We start from the raw sequence: 18,068 nt of genomic DNA on the forward strand, positions 1-18,068 counted from the left end.
GCGCCTCCGGCACAGTGTCGGCACGGGTGGCGAGATCGCCCCCGGCGATCCGCCGCGCCGCCGCGCCCACCGCGGCGAGCGGGCGGACGATCCGCCGTGCCACCCATGCCGCGACGCCCAGCGCCAGAAGCAGCCCCAGCACGCAGACGCCCAGCGTGATGCCGACGTCCAGCCCGGTCGTGTCCTCCATCTCCGTGGGCATCGGCGCGACGATCCGCCAGCGTTCCAGTACCGCGTAGATGATGTAGAAGGCGGCAGTGCTGACGGTGATCGTCATCACCGACAGTGCCGCCATCGCCGCCCATAATTGCCGGGTCAGGCTGATCGCATTCTTCATGCGCGTGACGTCAGCCGGTAACCGACGCCGCGTACGCCCTCAGGCATGTCGGGCGCGCCAGCTTGATGCAGCTTGCGGCGCAGCTTGCTGACATGGCTGTCCACGGTGCGGTCAAGCGCGTCCGATCCGGGCATGCAAGCGTCGACCAGATCGCCGCGCGTGAAGACCTGCGTCGGGTTGCGCGCCATGTGCGCGAGCAGTCGGAATTCGGTTAGCGTCAGGGCAACCTCGCGGTCTTCTACGCGGACGATGTGACTGGTGGTATCGATCTCGACCGCGCCGATACGCTGCACGCCGCTGACGCCCAGCCCGGCAGCGCGGCGCAGCACCGCCTTGGCCCGCGCGACGACTTCGACCGGGTTGAAGGGCTTGATGACATAATCGTCGGCGCCGACGCGCAGCGCCAGAAGCTTGTCTAGATCCTGGTCGAGCGCGGTGATGACGATCACCGGCGTGCCACCGCGCCGCCGCACCTCGGACAACACCTCCCATCCGTCGACCACCGGCATGGTGATGTCGAGCAGGAGGATATCGGGTCGTAGCGCCAAGTGCACGTCGAGTGCGGTACGTCCGTTGCTGGCCTGGACGGTACGAAAGCCTTCGCGCTCCAGATAGGCGCGCAGGATATCGGCGATGTCCTTGTCATCCTCGGCGATCAGGGCGAGCGGATTCATGACCATGGGATAGCAGCGATGCCGTGGTGACGACTAGTGCGCCTCCCCACAGTCTCCACACAATCTCGACGGGGACGCAATGCAAGGGAGCGAAGGGCGTCGTCATGATCGCCACCCCTCTTCATCTGTCGCTCGCTCCTCTGCTCCTCGCCCCATTGCTGGCAGGATGCATCGCCGAGCGACCTGCCGCCAAGCCGGCCCAGATCGAGGTGCTGACCGTCACGGTCACGCCCGCGCCGATGACGGTCGCAGACGAACTGCCCGGCCGCGTCGTCGCGTGGCGTACCGCCGAGATCCGCGCGCAGGTCGGCGGTATCGTGCAGCAGCAGCTGTTCGAGCAGGGCGCCCTGGTCCGCGACGGCCAGCCGCTGTTCCAGATCAGCCCCGCACCGTACCGCGCTGACGCGGATGCCGCACGCGCCACGCTGCAAAAGGCCAGCGCGGCCCTGATACGCGCGCAGGTACAGGCGGAGCGGTTGAAGCCGCTGGTCGCGGCGGATGCGATCAGCCGCCAGAGTTATGACGACGCCGTGGCTGCGCGCGCACAAGCCGCGGCGGAGGTGGAGCAGGCGAGCGCGACGCTGCGGCGGCGACAGCTTGACGTCGGCTTCTCGCTCGTGACCGCCCCCATCGCGGGGCGGATCGGCGCGGCGAACGTCACGGAGGGTGCGCTGGTCACGGCGGGCGACGCCAAACCGCTGGCGATGGTGCAGCAGATCGATCGCGTCTATGTCGACCTGCGTCAGCCAGCCGATCATTTCGCGGTGCTGCGGTCGCTGGGGCGAACTGACGTGTCGGTCGATATCCTCACCACCGGCGGGCAGGTCCATCCGGTGAAGGGCCATGTGCTCTTTGCCGGCATCGCGGTCGATCCGGGCACCGGCGACATTCTGGTGCGCGTCGCAGTCGATAATCCGGACGAGCGCCTGCTGCCGGGAATGTTCGTCCGCGCCCGCCTGCCGCGTGCCGTGATGCCCGCCGCGCTCAGCGTTCCGCAACAGGCGGTGACACGCAATGCAAACGGTGTGGCGCAGGTCAGCGTCGTGGACCAAGAGGACCGGGTCGACGTTCGTCCCGTCACGGTTGGAGAGGTCGTGGATGGCCGCTACCTGATCCTATCCGGTCTGCGCGCGGGGGAACGCGTGATCGTCGAGGGGCAGGATCGGGTACAGGCGGGCACGCCGGTCAAGTCGCTCCCGTGGCGCAGGCGCTGACCCGATGGCGTGCTTCTTCATCGACCGTCCGGTCTTCGCTTGGGTCATCGCGATCGTGATCGTGCTGCTGGGAGCCATCGCGCTGCCGCAGATTCCGGTCGCGCGTTTCCCCAGCGTCGCGCCGCCCAGTGTCAGCGTGATCGCTACCTATCCCGGCGCGACACCGCAGACGTTGAACGACAGCGTCGTCTCGCTGATTGAGCGCGAGATGTCGGGGGTGAAGAACCTCCTCTATTTCGACAGCAGCACCGACACTTCAGGCAGCGCCACCGTCACCGCCACCTTCCGCCCCGGCACCAATGTCGAGATGGCGCAAGTCGATGTGCAAAACCGGCTGAAGGCGATCGAGGCCCGCCTACCGCAGGCCGTGCGCCAAACCGGAATCACGGTCGAATCCGCCTCGTCAGGTTTCCTGATGATCGTGAGCCTAATGTCCGACGACGGGCGTCATGACGAGGTGACGCTGGCCGATTACATGACCCGCCGCATCGTCGACGAACTGAAGCGGGTGCCGGGCATCGGGCGGGTGCAGAATTTCTCCGCCGAGCGCGCGATGCGGATCTGGATCGATCCCCCGAAGCTTGCCGGCTATGGCCTGACCGCCAGCAACGTGACCGCCGCGATCGGCGAGCAGAACATTCAGATCGCCCCCGGCGCGCTGGGGGCCGAGCCGACGACGGCCGGACAGCGCGTGACCGTGCCGCTGACCGCCGAGGGCCAGCTGAAGACACCCGAGGATTTCGCGGGCATCGTCCTGAAGGCGAAGACGGACGGATCGTCGGTGACGCTCGACAGGGTCGCGCGAATCGAATTGGGACGGCAGAGCTTCGGCACCGCGACGCGCGAAAATGGCAAGGTCGCCGCCTCCGTCGCGATCCAGCTGTCGCCCCGTGCGAATGCGGTCGCGGTGTCGAAGGCGGTGAATGCGCGCATGGTCGAGCTGGCGCATGCCTTTCCCCAAGGCGTCAGCTGGTCGGTGCCATTGGACACCGCGCCGTTCGTGCGAATCTCGATAGAGAAGGTGGTGCAAACGCTGGTCGAGGCGATGATCCTCGTCTTCCTGGTGATGTACATGTTCCTCCAGAGCATTCGCTACACGCTGATCCCCGCGATCGTCGCGCCGATCGCGCTGCTCGGCACGATCGTGGTGATGCTGCTGGCGGGCTATTCGATCAACGTGCTGACGATGTTCGGCATGGTGCTGGCCATTGGCATCATCGTCGATGACGCGATCGTCGTCGTCGAGAATGTCGAGCGGTCGATGCACGACGAGCATCTATCGCCGCGCGACGCCACCGTCCGCGCGATGCGCGAGATCACGCCCGCAATCATCGGCATCACGCTGGTTCTGTCCGCCGTGTTTATCCCCATGGCGCTGGCGCCGGGATCGATGGGCGCGATCTATCGCCAGTTTGCGATGGCGATGGCGGTGTCGACCCTGTTCTCAGCCTTCCTCGCGCTGACCCTGACGCCTGCCCTGTGCGCGACCTTGCTGAAGCCGCTAGAGACGACGACGCGGAAGAACCATGTCTTCTGCGCCTTCGACCGCTGGTGCGAGGCGACGGCGGCGCGCTACCAGTCGTGGGTGGCGACGTTGCTCCGGCGCAGCGGGTGGGTGATGGCGGTGTTCGTGCTGATCGTCGGGCTGCTCGCCATCGGCTTCGTCAACCTGCCGTCCTCGTTCCTACCCGAAGAAGATCAGGGCTACTACATGACCAGTTTCCAGCTGCCCGCCGACGCCACCGCCACGCGCACGCTGGAGGCCGTGACCGCATTCGAGCGCTTTGCCGCGATGCGCCCCGGTGTCCAGACGACGCAATCGATCCTCGGCTTCGGCTTCTCCGGTTCAGGGGCCAATGCGGCAACGATCTACACCATCCTGAAACCCGGCACCGACGTGCGTGCCGAGATCGCGGCCGCCGATGCGGCGATGGCGAAGGAAATCCACGAAGGCCGGGTCATGAACATGATGCCGCCCGCGATCGAGGAGCTGGGCACCTCGTCGGGCTTCACGCTGCGACTGGAGGACCGCGCGGGCAAGGGGCGTGAGGCCCTGGGCGTCGCGCGCGACCTGTTGCTGGACCATGCCGCTAAGAGTGACAAGCTGTCCGGCGTCTATGCCGACGGACTGCCCGGCGGGACCAACGTCCGGCTCGACATCGACCGCGCCAAGGCGCGCGCGATGGGTGCGTCTTTCACCGCAATCACCGATATGATCGGGACGTCGCTCGGCAGCAGCTATGTTAACGATTTCCCGAACGAGGGGCGGTTGCTGCAGGTGATCGTGCAGGCGGATGCGGTGCACCGAATGAACCTGACCGATGTGCTGGCGCTGCGCGTCCGCAATGCCAGCGGCGGGACGGTCGCGCTGGCCGAACTGGTGACGCCGGTGTGGCAGCACGGGCCGCTGCAATTGTCCAATTACAACGGCTATCCGTCGATCAGCATCACCGGATCACCCGCGTCCGGCGTGTCGAGCGGCGACGCGATGAAGGCGATGGAGCAGATCGCAGCAAAACTGCCGCGCGGCTTCGCGATCGAATGGACCGGCGCGTCGTTGCAGGAACGCGACGCGGGCGCGCAGGCCCCCCTGCTACTGGCGCTGTCGATGTTGGTCGTCTTCCTGGTGCTGGCGGCGCTATACGAAAGCTGGTCGATCCCGGCGGCGGTAATGCTGGTCGTACCACTCGGGCTGATCGGAGCGGTCGCGGCGGTGATGCTGCGAGGCATGTCGAACGACATTTTCTTTCGAGTCGGCCTGATCACGATCATCGGCCTCAGCGCGAAGAATGCGATCCTGATCGTCGAGTTTGCCAAGCGCTATCGCGAAGATGGGATGGGACTTGTCGATGCCGCCCTGGCCGCGGCGAAGGTCCGGCTGCGTCCGATCGTAATGACCAGCCTTGCCTTCACGCTGGGTGTCATGCCGCTGCTGCTGGCGCGCGGCGCGAGCGCGGAAACGCAGGCGGCGATCGGCACCGGCGTGTTCGGGGGCATGGTGACGGGAACCATTCTAGCGGTGCTGTTCGTGCCGGTGTTCTTCGTCGTCGTGGTCGGGCTTGCCGAACGGCGTGGCCGGAAGGAGAAACGATGACGCGTGAACTTGCCCTCACGCTGCTGCTGGCGACCACGGCATGCACGATGACGCCGAAGCAGACACTCCCAGAGGCGCCGGTCGCCTCCGCCTATCCGCTCGCGCTCGACGGAGAGGCGGTCCCCGCATGGCGCGGCATGTTCGGCGATCCACGCCTGCAAACGCTCATCGACCTTGCGCTGAGGGACAACCGCGACCTGCGCATCGCCGCGCTCAATGCCGAGACGGCGCGCGCGCAGATCCGCGTGACGCGCGCGCAAGGATTGCCGAACGTCAACCTCGACGGCAGCTACAGTGGTCAGCAGCAGCCCAGCAGCGTTGCAGACGCGGGCGTCGGCCTGGGTAATGTCGCGTCATCTGCCGTCACCTTCGGCCAGTTCACGGCGCAGGCAGCGTTGACCTCGTTCGAGATCGACCTGTTCGGCCGCTTGCGCGCGCAGAATGCCGCCGCGACCGAGCGCTATCTCGCTTCGCGCGAGGGGCAGCGCGCGGTGCGGCTCGCGGTGATCGGCGCGGTGGCCGATGCCTATCTGGCGGAGCGGCTGGCGGATGAGCAGCTGCGGCTGACAGAGGTGACGTTGGCCGACTGGCAGGCTTCACTCGCCATCGCACGGCGGCTGCACGATGCGGGCCAGGCAAGCGGCGTCGATCTGGCGCAAGCCGAGGGACTGACGCGGCAGGCGCAGGCGGACCTTGTCCAACGCCGGCGTGAAAGGATGCTGGCAACCCACGCGCTGACGCTGACGGTCGGTGCGTCGCTGCCCGCCGACCTGCCGCCCCCGATCGCGTTGATGCAGCAGCCGATCCGCACCGCGTTGGCCGCTGGCACACCATCGGACCTGTTGCTGCGGCGCCCCGACATCGCGCAGGCCGAACATGAACTGCACGCCGCCAATGCCGACATCGGCGCGGCGCGCGCGGCGTTCCTGCCGCGCCTGTCGCTGACCGGGATGTTCGGCGTCGCAAGCCTCGCCCTGGGCGGGCTGTTTAACGCCGCTAACCAGAGTTGGTCGTACACGCCCGCGATCACGCTCCCGATCTTCCGCGGTGGCGAGTTGCGCGGTAACCTCGATCTGGCCCGGCTGCGCACGTCGATCGCGGTCGCCACCTATGAGAAGAGCATTCAGACCGCGTTTCGCGAGGTCGCCGATGGCCTTGCCGCCCGCGCGACCTTCGCCAGCCAGTTGACCGAGCAAAAGGTGGTTGCCGAGCAGGCCGAGCGGCGTGTCGTCCTCGCGCGAATGTCCTATCAGGCGGGAATGGCGAGCCGTCTCGAATTGCTCGACGCGCAACGCTCCGCCTATGCCGCCCGGCAGGCGCTGCTGACGGCGCGCCGCGATGAATTGACCAGCGCCATCGCCCTCTACCGCGCGCTGGGCGGCGACACGATGACGGAGACACCATCATGACCACGCCCGTTCGCTATTCGTGGCCGACGCGGCTGCTGCACTGGATCCGCGCGGGCCTGATCCTGGGCCTGACCGCGCTGGGATGGACAATGACGACGCTGCCCGATGGCACCTCCGCCGAGTTCGAGTGGATGTATCCCGTCCACAAGGAGTTCGGCGTGCTCGCCTTTCTGGTCGGCGTCACGGCCATCGTCTGCCGTCTGCGCAGCTGCGTACCGGGAAATCCCGCGGCGCTGGCGCAGTGGGAGGTCCTGCTCTCAATATGGGTGCAGCGCGCCATGCAGGGGCTGGCAATCGTCGTGCCGCTAATGGGCTATGCCATGTCGAGTTCTTTCGCACAGAGCGACGGCGTGCCGTTCTTCGTCGGCCACCTGCCCGAATTGCTGCCGAAGAACGACGCGGCCTTCGCGGTCTTCGCCAGGCTTCATGCGACGCTCGCGTATCTGCTGCTCACGCTGATCGCCGCGCATGTGCTCGGTGTGCTGAAACACTGTTTCCTCGATCGCACGCCCGGCACAGACGTGCTGCACCGCATTTTGTAAAGGCCTGGACCCCAACATGACTGATCGCCCCCTTACCCTGATCCGCGCCGAACCAGAGGCTCTGTCCGACTTCAAACGCGCACTCCAAACCGCCTTCTCTCTGGCGGTGGCCGATGAACCCGGCGTGCTCGATAATGGCCCGATCCCGTCCGATGGCGACCTCGACGCCGCCATCGCGGCCCCCGGCGCGCTCACTTTAGAAATCGTGCAGGGCGGGCAGAGGGTGGGTGGCGCCGTGGTGGTGATCGACGAGCGAACGCACCACAACAGGCTGGACTTGTTCTACATTGTCGTCGGCCATCATGGCCGTGGCCTGGGTCGCAAGGCATGGATGGCGATCGAGGCAATGTTCCCTGAGACCCTGCTATGGGAAACCCAAACACCCTATTTCGAGAAGCGCAACATTCACTTCTACATAAACGTCTGCGGATTTAAGGCCGTCGAGTTCTTCAACGAGCGGCATTCCGACCCACATCACGCTTACAGCGATGATGGCATCGGTGATGAGATGTTTCGCTTCGAAAAAGAGATGCGAGTACCCATTCTTTGAGGCCTGGTTTCCGTAAGTCGTCGCATGACGCGCTCAATGAGGATCTTGTAGAGCCGACCGAAATAACGGTCGGAGTTATCAGAACGACGCGCGCGCATCATGTACATGGGGCATTCGATGGGAACATAGCGGTAAACTCCGCCATGCAGGCTTTGGGTCTGAGGCTCTCTTTCAAGCGGCTTGACGCGTCCGCTTCGGCGGACGGGGCAGCGTCGCCGAGTCTTGAGGGAGGGCCTGGCGCCCGAGTTCCTCTAGACGCGCCGAGAGCTTTTCGCCCTCGACGAGGTTGGCCGCAGCCGAGCATCACGTGTTGCGTGGCCTGGCGAAAAGGCCGCGGCATCCATTGGGCCTCCATCACTGGGGGCGAATATTGCAGGCCAAAGGTCTTCTGGCGGACGCGCTCGCCGTCGCAGCCGAAGCCTGTCGCCTGGACATGCAGTCTGCATCCGGCTGCAGCCTGCTGGGTGAAAACCACTTGGAACAGGCAGTGCTCGCCGGCGGCGATCCCCGACAGTTCCGACAAGCGTATCAGGCGTTTCTTCGCGCCCTGAGCATGGACGAGTCCAACGAGGATGCACTAGCCAGTGCGGCGCATGCTGCAGCGGCGTCAGGTGACTATCCAGAGGCGCTGAGACTCATCGACTTGGCCCTGGCAAAATCGCCCCGGAACACGGGCCACCTCCTGCGAAAGACATGGATCATGTTCAGAGGAGGCGACCGCGGTTACGCGGGGCGCCCCCTCCCGTAGTTTCGGCGGCCCTCGGGACTTCCTTGACCATCGCCGCCTCACCGATGATGACCGCGTGATGATCGATGTCGACCTGCCGGGAATGGACGTGGTGGCGCATCTGCAGTGTCTGCGCGTGCAAGGGCTGAGGGTGCCGGCCATAGCCATGATGGGGAAGCCCGTCACTGTCGTGTGACAGCAGGCACTGGCAGCCGGTGCCATTGCTTTCCTGGAAAAGCCGAGCGAGGCAGGCCAGATTGTTTCACTAGTCCGCGAGAGCAAAGCCGCCGCGTCGCAAGAGGCGCTTCAACTCGGCGATGCCCTCCTCGTAGCGGCCGTGCTGACAGTCATCGAGCGCCAGTTCGGCACGCGCTCGCTGGCCGGTATGGTGAAACGTCCAGTGTTGCTCATAGCGCGCCCACAGGGCGAACAGCCCGTTGCATTCGGCAAGCCGTTCCGGCGATGCGGGCGGCTCGCCGGCGCAGGCCGTGATCAGAAGCAATGTCGCCAGAGGCAGAGCACGCCACATCGCACTTCATCCCAGCAATCCATGCGCACCCAGGACGGCGCCCCCGGCAACGACAGCGCTCGCCCCGAGCAGCAGCCAATGCACTCGCGCGACGCGCCTTAGGAGACCTTCCGGGTCGGAGTGGCCCGCCTCGAGCAGGCGAGGCCCGATGGCGGGCTCGACAACGAACAGGACGGTCATGAACAACAGCCACAGCAGCACCATGGCGCCGAGCCACCACTGTGCCGGATCGAGGAAGCGCGGCCAGGCATCCAGGCGCTCGGCCATGTAGAAGCCGCTGAGCCCCGCCAGGGGCACGGACAGGCGGACCTGCGGGGAGAAGCGTCCCTCGACCGATTCGAAAAGGGCGAGGCCCTCGCGCGGGTCGGCGGTGTCACGCGCCGCCGGCAGAACGACCAGCGTCATGAAAGCCATGCCGCCAATCCAATGAACGATGGCAAGCACGTGGAAGGCGCGGGCCAGGGTTACATCGTCCATGACTTGGCCAGTTCGCCCGATCGTTCACCTGCCCCGGCGTCGAGCCCGTGACTCGCCAGCCAGCGCGCGACCGCGACTTCGTCCACCGGCAATTCGACGGCAAGAGCCCCGGCAAAAGCGCGCCAACGATCCAGATTGCGCGCTGGCACGCCGACCAGAACGGGGATGCCGAGTTCGACTGCCTCGGCTACGGCCTGGCGCAGTCCGCCACCGTCGGCCTCGATCTTGCCGAACTTGTTGATGACCAGCAGGCGCGGCTCCTCACTGCGCAGGCTAGCCAGCACGGCCTCGGCGAGTTCGGTCAGCAGGCCGACATCGAGACGGCAGCCACGCGCTTGCTTGCCGCGGTGTTCGGCGATGGCCGTTATCTCGCCCGTGGCGAGGTCCTCGATCAGCAGATCGCAGGGATGGCGATCGGCCATGTCTTCGGGCGTTCGCTGCAAGGCGCCCGCGAGCACGATGCCACGACCCCGCAGGCCCTCGACGACATGGGCGATCACACGCTCGGGATAGACGCCGTCGGCATAGATCAGGGCAGCGATGAGAGGGGACGACATGATCAGCTCCTGTGATTGCAGCATTCGTGACCGGCATCGCAGCCCGCATGGCTGTCCTGGCGCAGCGACCAGAGCAGCATCTGGCGCAGGCAGGCCGCAGCCGGATCGGACGCGCGTTCCAGCGCCGTCATCAGCGCCAGCCAATCCTCATCCGAGGCGAAAGCGGCGAAGCGGCCTACGGCATTGCTGGCGTAGATCGGCGAGCTTTCACCGAACCTGGCACCAGTGGCCTCGACCTCGACCATCAGCGGCAGGTCGTCGAGGCCCAGCAGGGTCTCGGCGGCGATGCCCTCGTCGCCCAGTCGGTCGAGGACCTGTCCCAGAAGCATCATGGCGCACCCTATTGGACGAGAGGGCCGGCAGCGGCGCCGAAGTCGACGCCGGTGAGCTGCGCGCGGCCCGCCAGGATGGTTACGTACTGGCGCAGCGCGCGGCGATGAACCGCCTCCTCCAGATAGTCGGCGATGCGCTCGCGCACGAGTTCGAAGGGCATCTGGCGGCCCTCGATGCGGCGGTCGAGGCGTACGATGTGCAGGCCATAGCGACTCTCGATCGGCTCGGGATGAACCCCGCCGGCTTCCAGCCCGCGCAGTGCGGCCTCGAACTCCGGCACGGTCTGGCCCGGACCGATCTGGCCGAGGTTGCCACCCTGCTTGCCCGAGGGGCATACCGAGTGGACGGCTGCGGTGTCAGCGAAGCGCTCCGGCCGCTGTTGCAACTCGGCAATGAGGCGCACCGCCAGCTCGTGCGCCTGCGGCCCCTTTGCAATCAGGATGTGCGCGACCTCGCAAAGGTCGGCGGAGCGGAAGCGGCCGAGATTGGCCTGGTAGTAGCGCCGGCAGGCTGCGTCGTCGGCGCGCGGTACCTTCACTTCGCGCTCCACCAGCTCACGCAGGCGCGCCTCCTGCGGTGTCTCCCGCCGGCCTTCTCCATCGTCGGCCGGCTCGGCCACGATCGAGAGTCTTTCGGCTTCCTGCGACAGCAATTCCCGGATCGCCAACGCCTGCGCCGCCAGCATCCAGGCCTGATCAGGATCGGAGGCCTCGTGATGCTGGGTTTCGCGGGCGATGGCCGCACTCGGGATGACCACGCCGTTGACACTGACCGGTACGGGGCGGGTGAAACGACGGCGGGCCGGGGCCGATGCTGCGGTGGACTGAGACGTGCTCATGGTGCTCACTCCGCCGGCTGACGAGAGGCCGGTCGACCGGATGCGGACAGGGGACGCCGCCGGCGCACGACCTGATAGCCGCGACGGCCGAGGTACCAGACCGGTGCCGACCAGATGTGGACCAGCCGGCTGAACGGGAAGACCAGGAACAGGGTCATCCCCAGCACGAGATGCGTGAGGTAGGGCCAGGCGAGACCTTGCAGGGTTCTGGCATCGACCGGATGCAGGATCACGATGCCCTGCGCCCAGTGCGACAGGATCAGCATCACCGACCCGTCCGAATGCGCGAAGGAAAATGGCAGCGTGGCGAGGCCGAGACAGAGCTGGAGCCACAGGATTGCCAGGATGGCGATGTCCATCATCGAGCTGTTGGCGCGAATACGGACATCGAACAGGCGCCGGTGCAGCAGCATGGTGAGGCCGACGAAGCAGACGACGCCCGCAATGCCACCGGCGGCGACGGCGATCAGCTGCTTCTGCTCGACGGTGATGAAGAGCGTGTAGAACCAGGTCGGCGTCAGCAGACCCACCGTATGCCCCAGCAGCAGGAAGAGGATGCCGGCATGGAACAGATTGGAGCCCCAGGTGAGCTGACGCTTCCGCAGGATCTGGCTGGAGCTGGCGCGCCAGGTGTATTGCTCGCGGTCGAAGCGGACCAGGCTGCCGAGCAGGAAGACCGTCAGGCAGATGTAGGGATACCAGACGAACAGGAGATGGAAGACGTAGTCCTTCATGACCGGACTCCCGGGTTGGAGGGTGCCGTGGCGTGACGCCCGGCGGATCTTCCGTGCACGAGGGGCGGCGCGACGCCGTCGGCGGGCCGCATGGCCGCGCGCAACCGGGTCGAAAGCCCCTCGACGCCGCATGCGCCCTTCGCGTCGGCGGCCCCCGGGCCGAAGGTCACCTCCTCCTCTTCCCAGGCAGCATCCAATGCCTCGAGATCGTCCGGTTCGGGATCGGGTTCTGCCCGCAGTGCCGCCAGCGCCTTCACATCGAGCCTGGCCTTCGAGATCGCCAGCAGCGCAGACATTACGGCAGTGTAAGACGAACTCCGCTTTGCCAGGCGCTCCCTGAGGGCCGCGATCACGTTGGCCGGCTGACCGATCAGTTCGATGGCCGCCTGCGGCGGGCGCGTCGACGCATACTCCAGGAACAGCGGCAGGAAGTCGGGCAGCTCGGTCGCGGTCGGCGTATAGCCGCTTTCTTCGTAGAGCTTGAGCAGATCGACCATGGCCTGGCCACGGTCGCGGCTCTCGCCGTGGACATGCTCGAAGAGATGCAGCGACAGCGATCGCGTACGGTCGAACAGCAGGCCGTAGCGCTCCTGCAGGTCGTAGAGATCGCCCCCTGCGAGGTCATCGATCAATCGATGAAGCTCCGTGCGTACCGTCAATGGCAGGATGGCATCGCCGTCGATGGCCCCGCGGATTTCATCGGCCGCCGCGATGAGGTCGGCGCTCGGGTAGGAAAGCAGTGCGGCAAGGGCCCTGAGCGTCTTCATCACACGACCTCCATTGGATTCTTGGCGCGCAGTTTTCCGCCGGAGAACAAATTGCCGCCGCTGTCGCCGGACGAGCAGCCGTTGCCGAAGCTGAAGCCGCAGGCACCGCGAAGCTGGTAGGCGTCCTCGGCGGTCTCGCGGTGGGCCGTCGGGATCACGAAACGGTCCTCGTAGTTGGCGATCGCCATGATGTGATACATCTCCTCGATCTGCTCCGGGCTCAGCCCGACGCGTCCCGCGACCGCACCGTCGATCACGCCATCGACGGTCTTGGCGCGCATGTAGGCGCGCATGGCGAGCATGCGCTCCAGGCCGCGTGCTACCGGTCCCTCGTCGCCTGCCGTCAGCAGGTTGGCGAGATAGCGCAGAGGGATGCGCAGGGAGCGCACGTCCGGCATGCCGCCGTCGATGCCCATCTTGCCGGCCTCGGCCGCAGCCTGGATCGGCGACAGCGGCGGCACGTACCAGACCATCGGCAGCGTGCGGTACTCGGGATGCAGCGGGAACGCGACCTTCCATTCCATGGCCATCTTCCACACCGGCGAGCGGCGCGCGGCCTCCAGCCAGGCATCTGGCACGCCATCACGGCGCGCCTGGGCGATCACCGTCTCGTCGTTGGGATCCAGGAAGATGCCCATCTGGGCATCGTAGAGTTTCTTGTCGTCGGCAACGCTGGCGGCCTGCTCGATGCGGTCGGCGTCATAGAGCATGACGCCGAGGTAGCGGATGCGACCAACGCAGGTCTCGGAACATACCGTCGGCTGTCCCGCTTCGATGCGAGGATAACAGAAGGTGCACTTCTCCGATTTGCCCGACGACCAGTTGAAATAGATCTTCTTGTAGGGGCAGCCGGACACGCACATACGCCAGCCGCGGCATTTGTCCTGGTCGATCAGGACGATGCCGTCCTCTTCCCGCTTGTAGATGGCGCCCGACGGGCAAGCCGCCACACAGGCCGGGTTGAGGCAATGCTCGCACAGCCGGGGCAGGTACATCATGAAGGTGTTTTCGAACTGGCCGTACATCTCCTTCTGCACGCCCTCGAAATTGGCGTCGACGGAGCGCTTGGCGAATTCGCCGCCCAGGATCTCTTCCCAGTTGGGACCCCATTCGATCTTCTCCATCCGCTTGCCGCTGATCAGCGAACGTGGCCGCGCGGTCGGGAAGGCTTCCAGCTCGGGCGCCTTCTGCAGGTGTTCGTAGTCGAAGGTGAACGGCTCGTAGTAGTCGTCGATCTCCGGCAGGTCGGGGTTCGCGAAGATGTTGGCGAGGATGCGCCACTTGGAGCCGATCCGCGGCTGGATCCTGCCGTTGCGCTTGCGCGTCCAGCCGCCCTTCCAGCGCGTCTGGTTCTCCCAGTCCCTCGGGTAGCCGATGCCGGGCTTGGTCTCGACGTTGTTGAACCACGCGTATTCCATGCCCTCGCGATTGGTCCATACGTTCTTGCAGGTGACCGAACAGGTGTGGCACCCGATACACTTGTCGAGGTTCAGCACCATCCCGATCTGAGCGCGAATCTTCATGATACTTCTCCCCTTCACTCGGCGGCGCTGAGGACGGGAACGGCGTCCTTATGCGGGCGTTCGAGCCAGTCGACCTTGCCGAGCTTGCGCACCACCACGAACTCGTCGCGGTTGGTCCCGATCGTGCCGTAGTAATTGAAGCCGTAGGCCTGCTGGGCATAGCCGCCGATCATGTGCGTGGGCTTCATGACCACGCGCGTGACCGAGTTGTGGATGCCGCCGCGGTTGCCGGTCATTTCCGACCCCGGCACGTTCACGATCTTCTCCTGCGCGTGATACATGAAGAGCGTGCCCTCCTTCATGCGCTGCGAGACGACGGCCCGTGCGACCAGGGCGCCGTTCACGTTGAAAGCCTCGACCCAGTCATTGTCGACGATGCCCGCGCGGGCCGCGTCGGTCTCGCTCAACCAGACGATCGGCCCGCCGCGCGAGAGGGTCAGCATCATCAGGTTGTCGGTGTAGGTGGAGTGGATCCCCCACTTCTGATGCGGCGTGATGAAGTTCAGGACGATCTGCTTCTCGCCGTTCGGTCGGATGTCGATCACCGGCTTCACGGCCCGAAGATCGAGCGGCGGCCGGTAGACGCACAGACCCTCGCCGAAGGCCAGCATCCAGAGATGATCCTGGTAGAGCTGCTGGCGCCCGGTGAGCGTGCGCCATGGGATCAGTTCGTGGACGTTGGTGTAACCGGCGTTGTAGCAGACCTTCTCGCTCTCCAGCCCCGACCAGGTCGGTGCCGAGATGATCTTGCGCGGCTGGGCCACGACGTCCCGGAAGCGGATCTTCTCATCCTCCTTGGGATGCGCCAGATGAGTGTGGTCGAGGCCGGTCGTCCGCGAGAGCGCCGCCCATGAGCGGACCGCAACCTCGCCGTTGGTCTCGGGCGCCAGCATCAGCAGCGTTTCGGCGGCATCGATGTCGCTTTCGATACGGGCCAGCCCCCTGGTCGGGCCGTCGGCCATGACGACGCCGTTGAGCTGCTTGAGGAGCTCGACCTCGTGGCCGGTCGGCCAGGCGATGCCCTTCACGCCGTTGCCCAGCTTGTCCATGAGGGGCCCGAGCGAGGTGAAGCGCTTGTAGACGTTGGGATAGTCGCGTTCGACGACCGTGATGGCCGGCATGGTCTTGCCGGGGATCGGCTCGATCTCGCCCCGCTTCCAGTCCTTGACGTCGAACGGCTGCGCCATCTCCCCGGGACTGTCGTGCATGATCGGCGTCAGCACGACATCCTTCTCCACGCCCAGAACCTCGGGCGCCACGCGCGAGAACGCCTTGGCGATCGACTTGTAGATCTCCCAGTCGCTGCGTGCCTCCCAGACTGGATCCACCGCCGCGGTCAGCGGGTGGATGAACGGGTGCATGTCCGAGGTGTTGAGATCGTTCTTCTCGTACCAGGTGGCCGTGGGAAGGACGATGTCGGAGTAGACGCAGGTCGTAGACATACGGAAGTCGAGCGTGACCAGCAGGTCGAGCTTTCCTTGCGGGGCCTCCTCGTGCCACACCGCCTCCGCCGGCCTGGCCTTGCCTTCCTGCCCCAGATCCTTGCCCATCACGCCATGGGTCGTGCCCAGCAGGTGCTTCAGGAAGTATTCGTGTCCCTTGCCCGAGGATCCGAGCAGGTTGGATCGCCACACGAACATGTTCCGAGGCCAGTTCTTCGGATCGTCGGGATCCTCGCAGGAGAGCTTCAGCTCGCCGCTCTTGAGCTTCTGCACGACGTAATCCCTGGGCTCCATGCCGGCGGCTGCCGCATCGCGCGACACCTGCAGCGGGTTGGTCTCGAGCTGGGGCGCGGACGGCAGCCAGCCCATGCGCTCCGCACGGATGTTGTAATCGATGATCGCGCCGTCCCATTGGCCCGGAGGCGCGGTCGGCGAGACGATGTCGCCGACGTTGATCGTCTCGTAGCGCCATTGGTCGCTGTGCGCGTAGAACGCCGACGTCGAATTCTGCTGTCTTGGCGGACGCCCCCAGTCGAGGGCGAAGGCGAGCGGCAACCAGCCGGACTGCGGCCGGAGCTTCTCCTGACCGACATAGTGCGCCCAACCGCCGCCGGACTGCCCGACGCAGCCGCACATCGCCAGCATGTTGATCACGCCGCGATAGTTCATGTCGGCGTGGTACCAGTGGTTCATCGCGGCGCCGATGATGATCATCGACCGGCCATTGGTCTTCTCGGCATTGGACGCGAACTCGCGCGCCACCTGGATGATCTTGTCGCGCGAGACGCCGGTGATCTTCTCCGCCCAGGCCGGCGTGTAGGGCACGTCGTCGTCGAGCGAACGAGCGACGTTGGGCCCGCCCAGCCCCGCGTCGACGCCGTAGTTGGCGACGAACAGGTCGTGGACCGAGGCAACGAGCGTGTCGCCTTCGACCAGCTTCAACGACTTCACGGGAACGCGCCGCTTGAGCACGCCGGCATGATCCGTCGAGGCGAAATGCTCATGCTTGATGTTGCCGAAGTAGGGAAATCCCACCTCCACCGCCTCATCCCGCACGTCGGCCAGCGACAGCCGAGGGGTCACGTCCCTGCCCGTGGATTCCTTGTTCTCCAGGTTCCACTTGCCGCTCTCGCCCCAGCGGAAGCCGATCGATCCGCGCGGCGCCACGACATCGCCTGTCGCTTCATCGAAGGCGACCGTCTTCCATTCGGGATTGTTGGACTCGCCCAGCGACGTGTCGAAGTCGGACGCGCGCACGAAGCGATCGGGAACGTACATTCCGTCGCGCTTGGCGAGCTTCACCAGCATCGGCATGTCGGTGTACTGCCGGACATAGTCGCGGAAGTACTTGGCCTGCCTGTCGACGTGATACTCCTTCAGGATCACGTGCCCCATCGCCATGGCCAGCGCCGAGTCGGTGCCCTGCTTAACCGACAGCCAGATGTCGCCGAACTTCGACGCCTCCGAGTAATCGGGACAGATCACGGCGCTCTTCAGGCCGCGGTAGCGGGCCTCGGTGTAGAAGTGGGCGTCGGGCGTGCGCGTCTGCGGTACGTTCGAGCCCCAGAGGATAACGAAGCCCGCATTGTACCAGTCGGCCGACTCGGGCACGTCGGTCTGCTCGCCCCAGGTCTGCGGCGAGGCCGGCGGCAGGTCGCAATACCAGTCGTAGAAGGACATGCAGACGCCTCCGATCAGCGACAGGTAGCGCGAGCCCGCGGCGTAGGAGACCATCGACATGGCCGGGATCGGCGAGAAGCCGAAGATCCGGTCGGGCCCATGGGCCTTCGCTGTATAGGCATTGGCCGCGGCGACGATCTCGGTCGCTTCGTCCCAGCCGACGCGCACGAATCCACCATGTCCACGCTTGCTGGTGTAGGCCTTGCGTTTCTCGGGATTCTCGACGATCGACGCCCAGGCCGCGACCGGTGACAGGGTGGCGCGCGCCTCGCGCCACAGCCGCAGCAGGCGTGAGCGGGCCAGTGGATACTTCACGCGGTTGCCGGAATAGAGGTACCAGCTGTAGCTGGCGCCGCGAGAGCAGCCGCGCGGTTCATGGTTAGGCAGTTCGGGGCGGGTGCGCGGATAATCGGTCTGCTGCGTCTCCCAGGTGACGATTCCGCCCTTGACGTAGATCTTCCACGAGCACGAGCCCGTGCAGTTGGCGCCGTGCGTCGAGCGCACGATCTTGTCGTGCTGCCAGCGCTTTCTGTAGGCATCCTCCCAACTGCGGCTCTCTTCGGTGGTGATACCGTGACCGTCGGCGAACGGCTCCCTGACCTTCTTGAAGAACGTCAGGCGATCGAGGAAGTGCGACATTA

Annotated in this window: 16 protein-coding genes; 5 read left to right on the forward strand and 11 right to left on the reverse strand. The window is 65.8% G+C overall.

Annotation, left to right across the window (positions count from 1 at the left end; translation table 11 throughout):
* Together Q0Q48_RS00005 and Q0Q48_RS00010 are read right to left on the reverse strand one after the other, a co-directional pair.
* A partial coding sequence (locus tag Q0Q48_RS00005) for a HAMP domain-containing protein (protein ID WP_295131969.1) occupies positions 1 to 337 on the reverse strand: 337 nt, incomplete at its 3' end.
* Positions 334 to 1,011: a response regulator gene (locus tag Q0Q48_RS00010; protein WP_295131973.1), complete on the reverse strand. Its 678-nt coding sequence runs from the start codon at positions 1,009 to 1,011 to the stop codon at positions 334 to 336. The genes Q0Q48_RS00005 and Q0Q48_RS00010, both read right to left, overlap by 4 nt.
* A 104-nt stretch (positions 1,012 to 1,115) precedes the next feature.
* Between Q0Q48_RS00010 and Q0Q48_RS00015 the strand changes: the two genes are divergently transcribed.
* The 5 genes from Q0Q48_RS00015 to Q0Q48_RS00035 are packed head-to-tail and all read left to right on the forward strand — an operon-like array spanning position 1,116 to position 7,820.
* A complete protein-coding gene (locus Q0Q48_RS00015; RefSeq protein WP_295131976.1) occupies positions 1,116 to 2,225 on the forward strand; it encodes an efflux RND transporter periplasmic adaptor subunit in 1,110 nt (369 codons plus the stop codon).
* A gap of 4 nt (positions 2,226 to 2,229) precedes the next feature.
* Positions 2,230 to 5,319 carry a multidrug efflux RND transporter permease subunit gene (locus tag Q0Q48_RS00020; protein WP_295131979.1) on the forward strand — a complete coding sequence of 1,030 codons (3,090 nt, stop codon included), beginning with the start codon at positions 2,230 to 2,232 and terminating at the stop codon, positions 5,317 to 5,319.
* Positions 5,316 to 6,728 carry an efflux transporter outer membrane subunit gene (locus Q0Q48_RS00025; RefSeq protein WP_295131982.1) on the forward strand — a complete coding sequence of 471 codons (1,413 nt, stop codon included), beginning with the start codon at positions 5,316 to 5,318 and terminating at the stop codon, positions 6,726 to 6,728. The genes Q0Q48_RS00020 and Q0Q48_RS00025 overlap by 4 nt, the downstream gene beginning before the upstream one ends.
* Positions 6,725 to 7,270, forward strand: a complete 546-nt coding sequence (locus tag Q0Q48_RS00030) for a cytochrome b/b6 domain-containing protein (protein WP_295131985.1) — start codon at positions 6,725 to 6,727, stop codon at positions 7,268 to 7,270. Before Q0Q48_RS00025 ends, Q0Q48_RS00030 begins: the two co-directional genes overlap by 4 nt.
* 16 nt (positions 7,271 to 7,286) lie before the next feature.
* On the forward strand, positions 7,287 to 7,820 hold the full coding sequence (locus Q0Q48_RS00035) for a GNAT family N-acetyltransferase (protein ID WP_295131988.1): 534 nt from the start codon (positions 7,287 to 7,289) through the stop codon (positions 7,818 to 7,820).
* A gap of 992 nt (positions 7,821 to 8,812) precedes the next feature.
* On the opposite strand, the gene Q0Q48_RS00040 is transcribed toward Q0Q48_RS00035, so the two are convergent.
* The 9 genes from Q0Q48_RS00040 to Q0Q48_RS00080 are packed head-to-tail and all read right to left on the reverse strand — an operon-like array spanning position 8,813 to position 18,066.
* Positions 8,813 to 9,076 (reverse strand): hypothetical protein, encoded by a 264-nt coding sequence (locus Q0Q48_RS00040; RefSeq protein ID WP_295131991.1) that lies wholly within the window; start codon positions 9,074 to 9,076, stop codon positions 8,813 to 8,815.
* 6 nt (positions 9,077 to 9,082) lie between these two features.
* Positions 9,083 to 9,553 carry a hypothetical protein gene (locus Q0Q48_RS00045; protein WP_295131994.1) on the reverse strand — a complete coding sequence of 157 codons (471 nt, stop codon included), beginning with the start codon at positions 9,551 to 9,553 and terminating at the stop codon, positions 9,083 to 9,085.
* Positions 9,541 to 10,110: a DUF2478 domain-containing protein gene (locus Q0Q48_RS00050; RefSeq protein WP_295131996.1), complete on the reverse strand. Its 570-nt coding sequence runs from the start codon at positions 10,108 to 10,110 to the stop codon at positions 9,541 to 9,543. Before Q0Q48_RS00050 ends, Q0Q48_RS00045 begins: the two co-directional genes overlap by 13 nt.
* Positions 10,111 to 10,112: 2 nt before the next feature.
* Positions 10,113 to 10,442, reverse strand: coding sequence for a hypothetical protein (locus tag Q0Q48_RS00055; protein WP_295131999.1), 330 nt, complete (start codon positions 10,440 to 10,442; stop codon positions 10,113 to 10,115).
* Between the two features lie 8 nt (positions 10,443 to 10,450).
* The gene (locus tag Q0Q48_RS00060; protein WP_295132002.1) at positions 10,451 to 11,281 is read right to left on the reverse strand and encodes a peptidylprolyl isomerase; all 831 of its coding nucleotides are present in this window, start codon (positions 11,279 to 11,281) and stop codon (positions 10,451 to 10,453) included.
* Between the two features lie 5 nt (positions 11,282 to 11,286).
* The gene (gene narI / locus Q0Q48_RS00065) at positions 11,287 to 12,015 is read right to left on the reverse strand and encodes a respiratory nitrate reductase subunit gamma (protein ID WP_295132005.1); all 729 of its coding nucleotides are present in this window, start codon (positions 12,013 to 12,015) and stop codon (positions 11,287 to 11,289) included.
* Complete coding sequence (gene narJ / locus Q0Q48_RS00070; protein WP_295133725.1) at positions 12,012 to 12,782, reverse strand: nitrate reductase molybdenum cofactor assembly chaperone; 771 nt, start codon at positions 12,780 to 12,782, stop codon at positions 12,012 to 12,014. The genes narI and narJ overlap by 4 nt, the downstream gene beginning before the upstream one ends.
* Positions 12,782 to 14,305: a nitrate reductase subunit beta gene (narH, locus tag Q0Q48_RS00075; protein ID WP_295132008.1), complete on the reverse strand. Its 1,524-nt coding sequence runs from the start codon at positions 14,303 to 14,305 to the stop codon at positions 12,782 to 12,784. The genes narJ and narH overlap by 1 nt, the downstream gene beginning before the upstream one ends.
* A 14-nt stretch (positions 14,306 to 14,319) precedes the next feature.
* Complete coding sequence (locus tag Q0Q48_RS00080) at positions 14,320 to 18,066, reverse strand: nitrate reductase subunit alpha (RefSeq protein WP_295132011.1); 3,747 nt, start codon at positions 18,064 to 18,066, stop codon at positions 14,320 to 14,322.
* Between the last annotated feature and the right edge of the window lie 2 nt (positions 18,067 to 18,068).

It is taken from the genome of uncultured Reyranella sp. (assembly GCF_945957355.1).
In the GTDB taxonomy this organism is placed as follows: Bacteria; Pseudomonadota; Alphaproteobacteria; order Reyranellales; family Reyranellaceae; genus Reyranella.

Coding starts and splice junctions, on each gene's coding strand:
- Q0Q48_RS00060 (WP_295132002.1), bottom strand. CDS start 11,281: ATGAGCACGTCTCAGTCCACCGCAGCATCGGCCCCGGCCCGCCGTCGT.
- Q0Q48_RS00020 (WP_295131979.1), top strand. CDS start 2,230: ATGGCGTGCTTCTTCATCGACCGTCCGGTCTTCGCTTGGGTCATCGCG.
- Q0Q48_RS00030 (WP_295131985.1), top strand. CDS start 6,725: ATGACCACGCCCGTTCGCTATTCGTGGCCGACGCGGCTGCTGCACTGG.
- Q0Q48_RS00040 (WP_295131991.1), bottom strand. CDS start 9,076: ATGTGGCGTGCTCTGCCTCTGGCGACATTGCTTCTGATCACGGCCTGC.
- narJ (WP_295133725.1), bottom strand. CDS start 12,782: ATGAAGACGCTCAGGGCCCTTGCCGCACTGCTTTCCTACCCGAGCGCC.
- narI (WP_295132005.1), bottom strand. CDS start 12,015: ATGAAGGACTACGTCTTCCATCTCCTGTTCGTCTGGTATCCCTACATC.
- Q0Q48_RS00050 (WP_295131996.1), bottom strand. CDS start 10,110: ATGTCGTCCCCTCTCATCGCTGCCCTGATCTATGCCGACGGCGTCTAT.
- Q0Q48_RS00015 (WP_295131976.1), top strand. CDS start 1,116: ATGATCGCCACCCCTCTTCATCTGTCGCTCGCTCCTCTGCTCCTCGCC.
- Q0Q48_RS00025 (WP_295131982.1), top strand. CDS start 5,316: ATGACGCGTGAACTTGCCCTCACGCTGCTGCTGGCGACCACGGCATGC.
- Q0Q48_RS00055 (WP_295131999.1), bottom strand. CDS start 10,442: ATGATGCTTCTGGGACAGGTCCTCGACCGACTGGGCGACGAGGGCATC.
- narH (WP_295132008.1), bottom strand. CDS start 14,305: ATGAAGATTCGCGCTCAGATCGGGATGGTGCTGAACCTCGACAAGTGT.
- Q0Q48_RS00045 (WP_295131994.1), bottom strand. CDS start 9,553: ATGGACGATGTAACCCTGGCCCGCGCCTTCCACGTGCTTGCCATCGTT.
- Q0Q48_RS00080 (WP_295132011.1), bottom strand. CDS start 18,066: ATGTCGCACTTCCTCGATCGCCTGACGTTCTTCAAGAAGGTCAGGGAG.
- Q0Q48_RS00035 (WP_295131988.1), top strand. CDS start 7,287: ATGACTGATCGCCCCCTTACCCTGATCCGCGCCGAACCAGAGGCTCTG.
- Q0Q48_RS00010 (WP_295131973.1), bottom strand. CDS start 1,011: ATGAATCCGCTCGCCCTGATCGCCGAGGATGACAAGGACATCGCCGAT.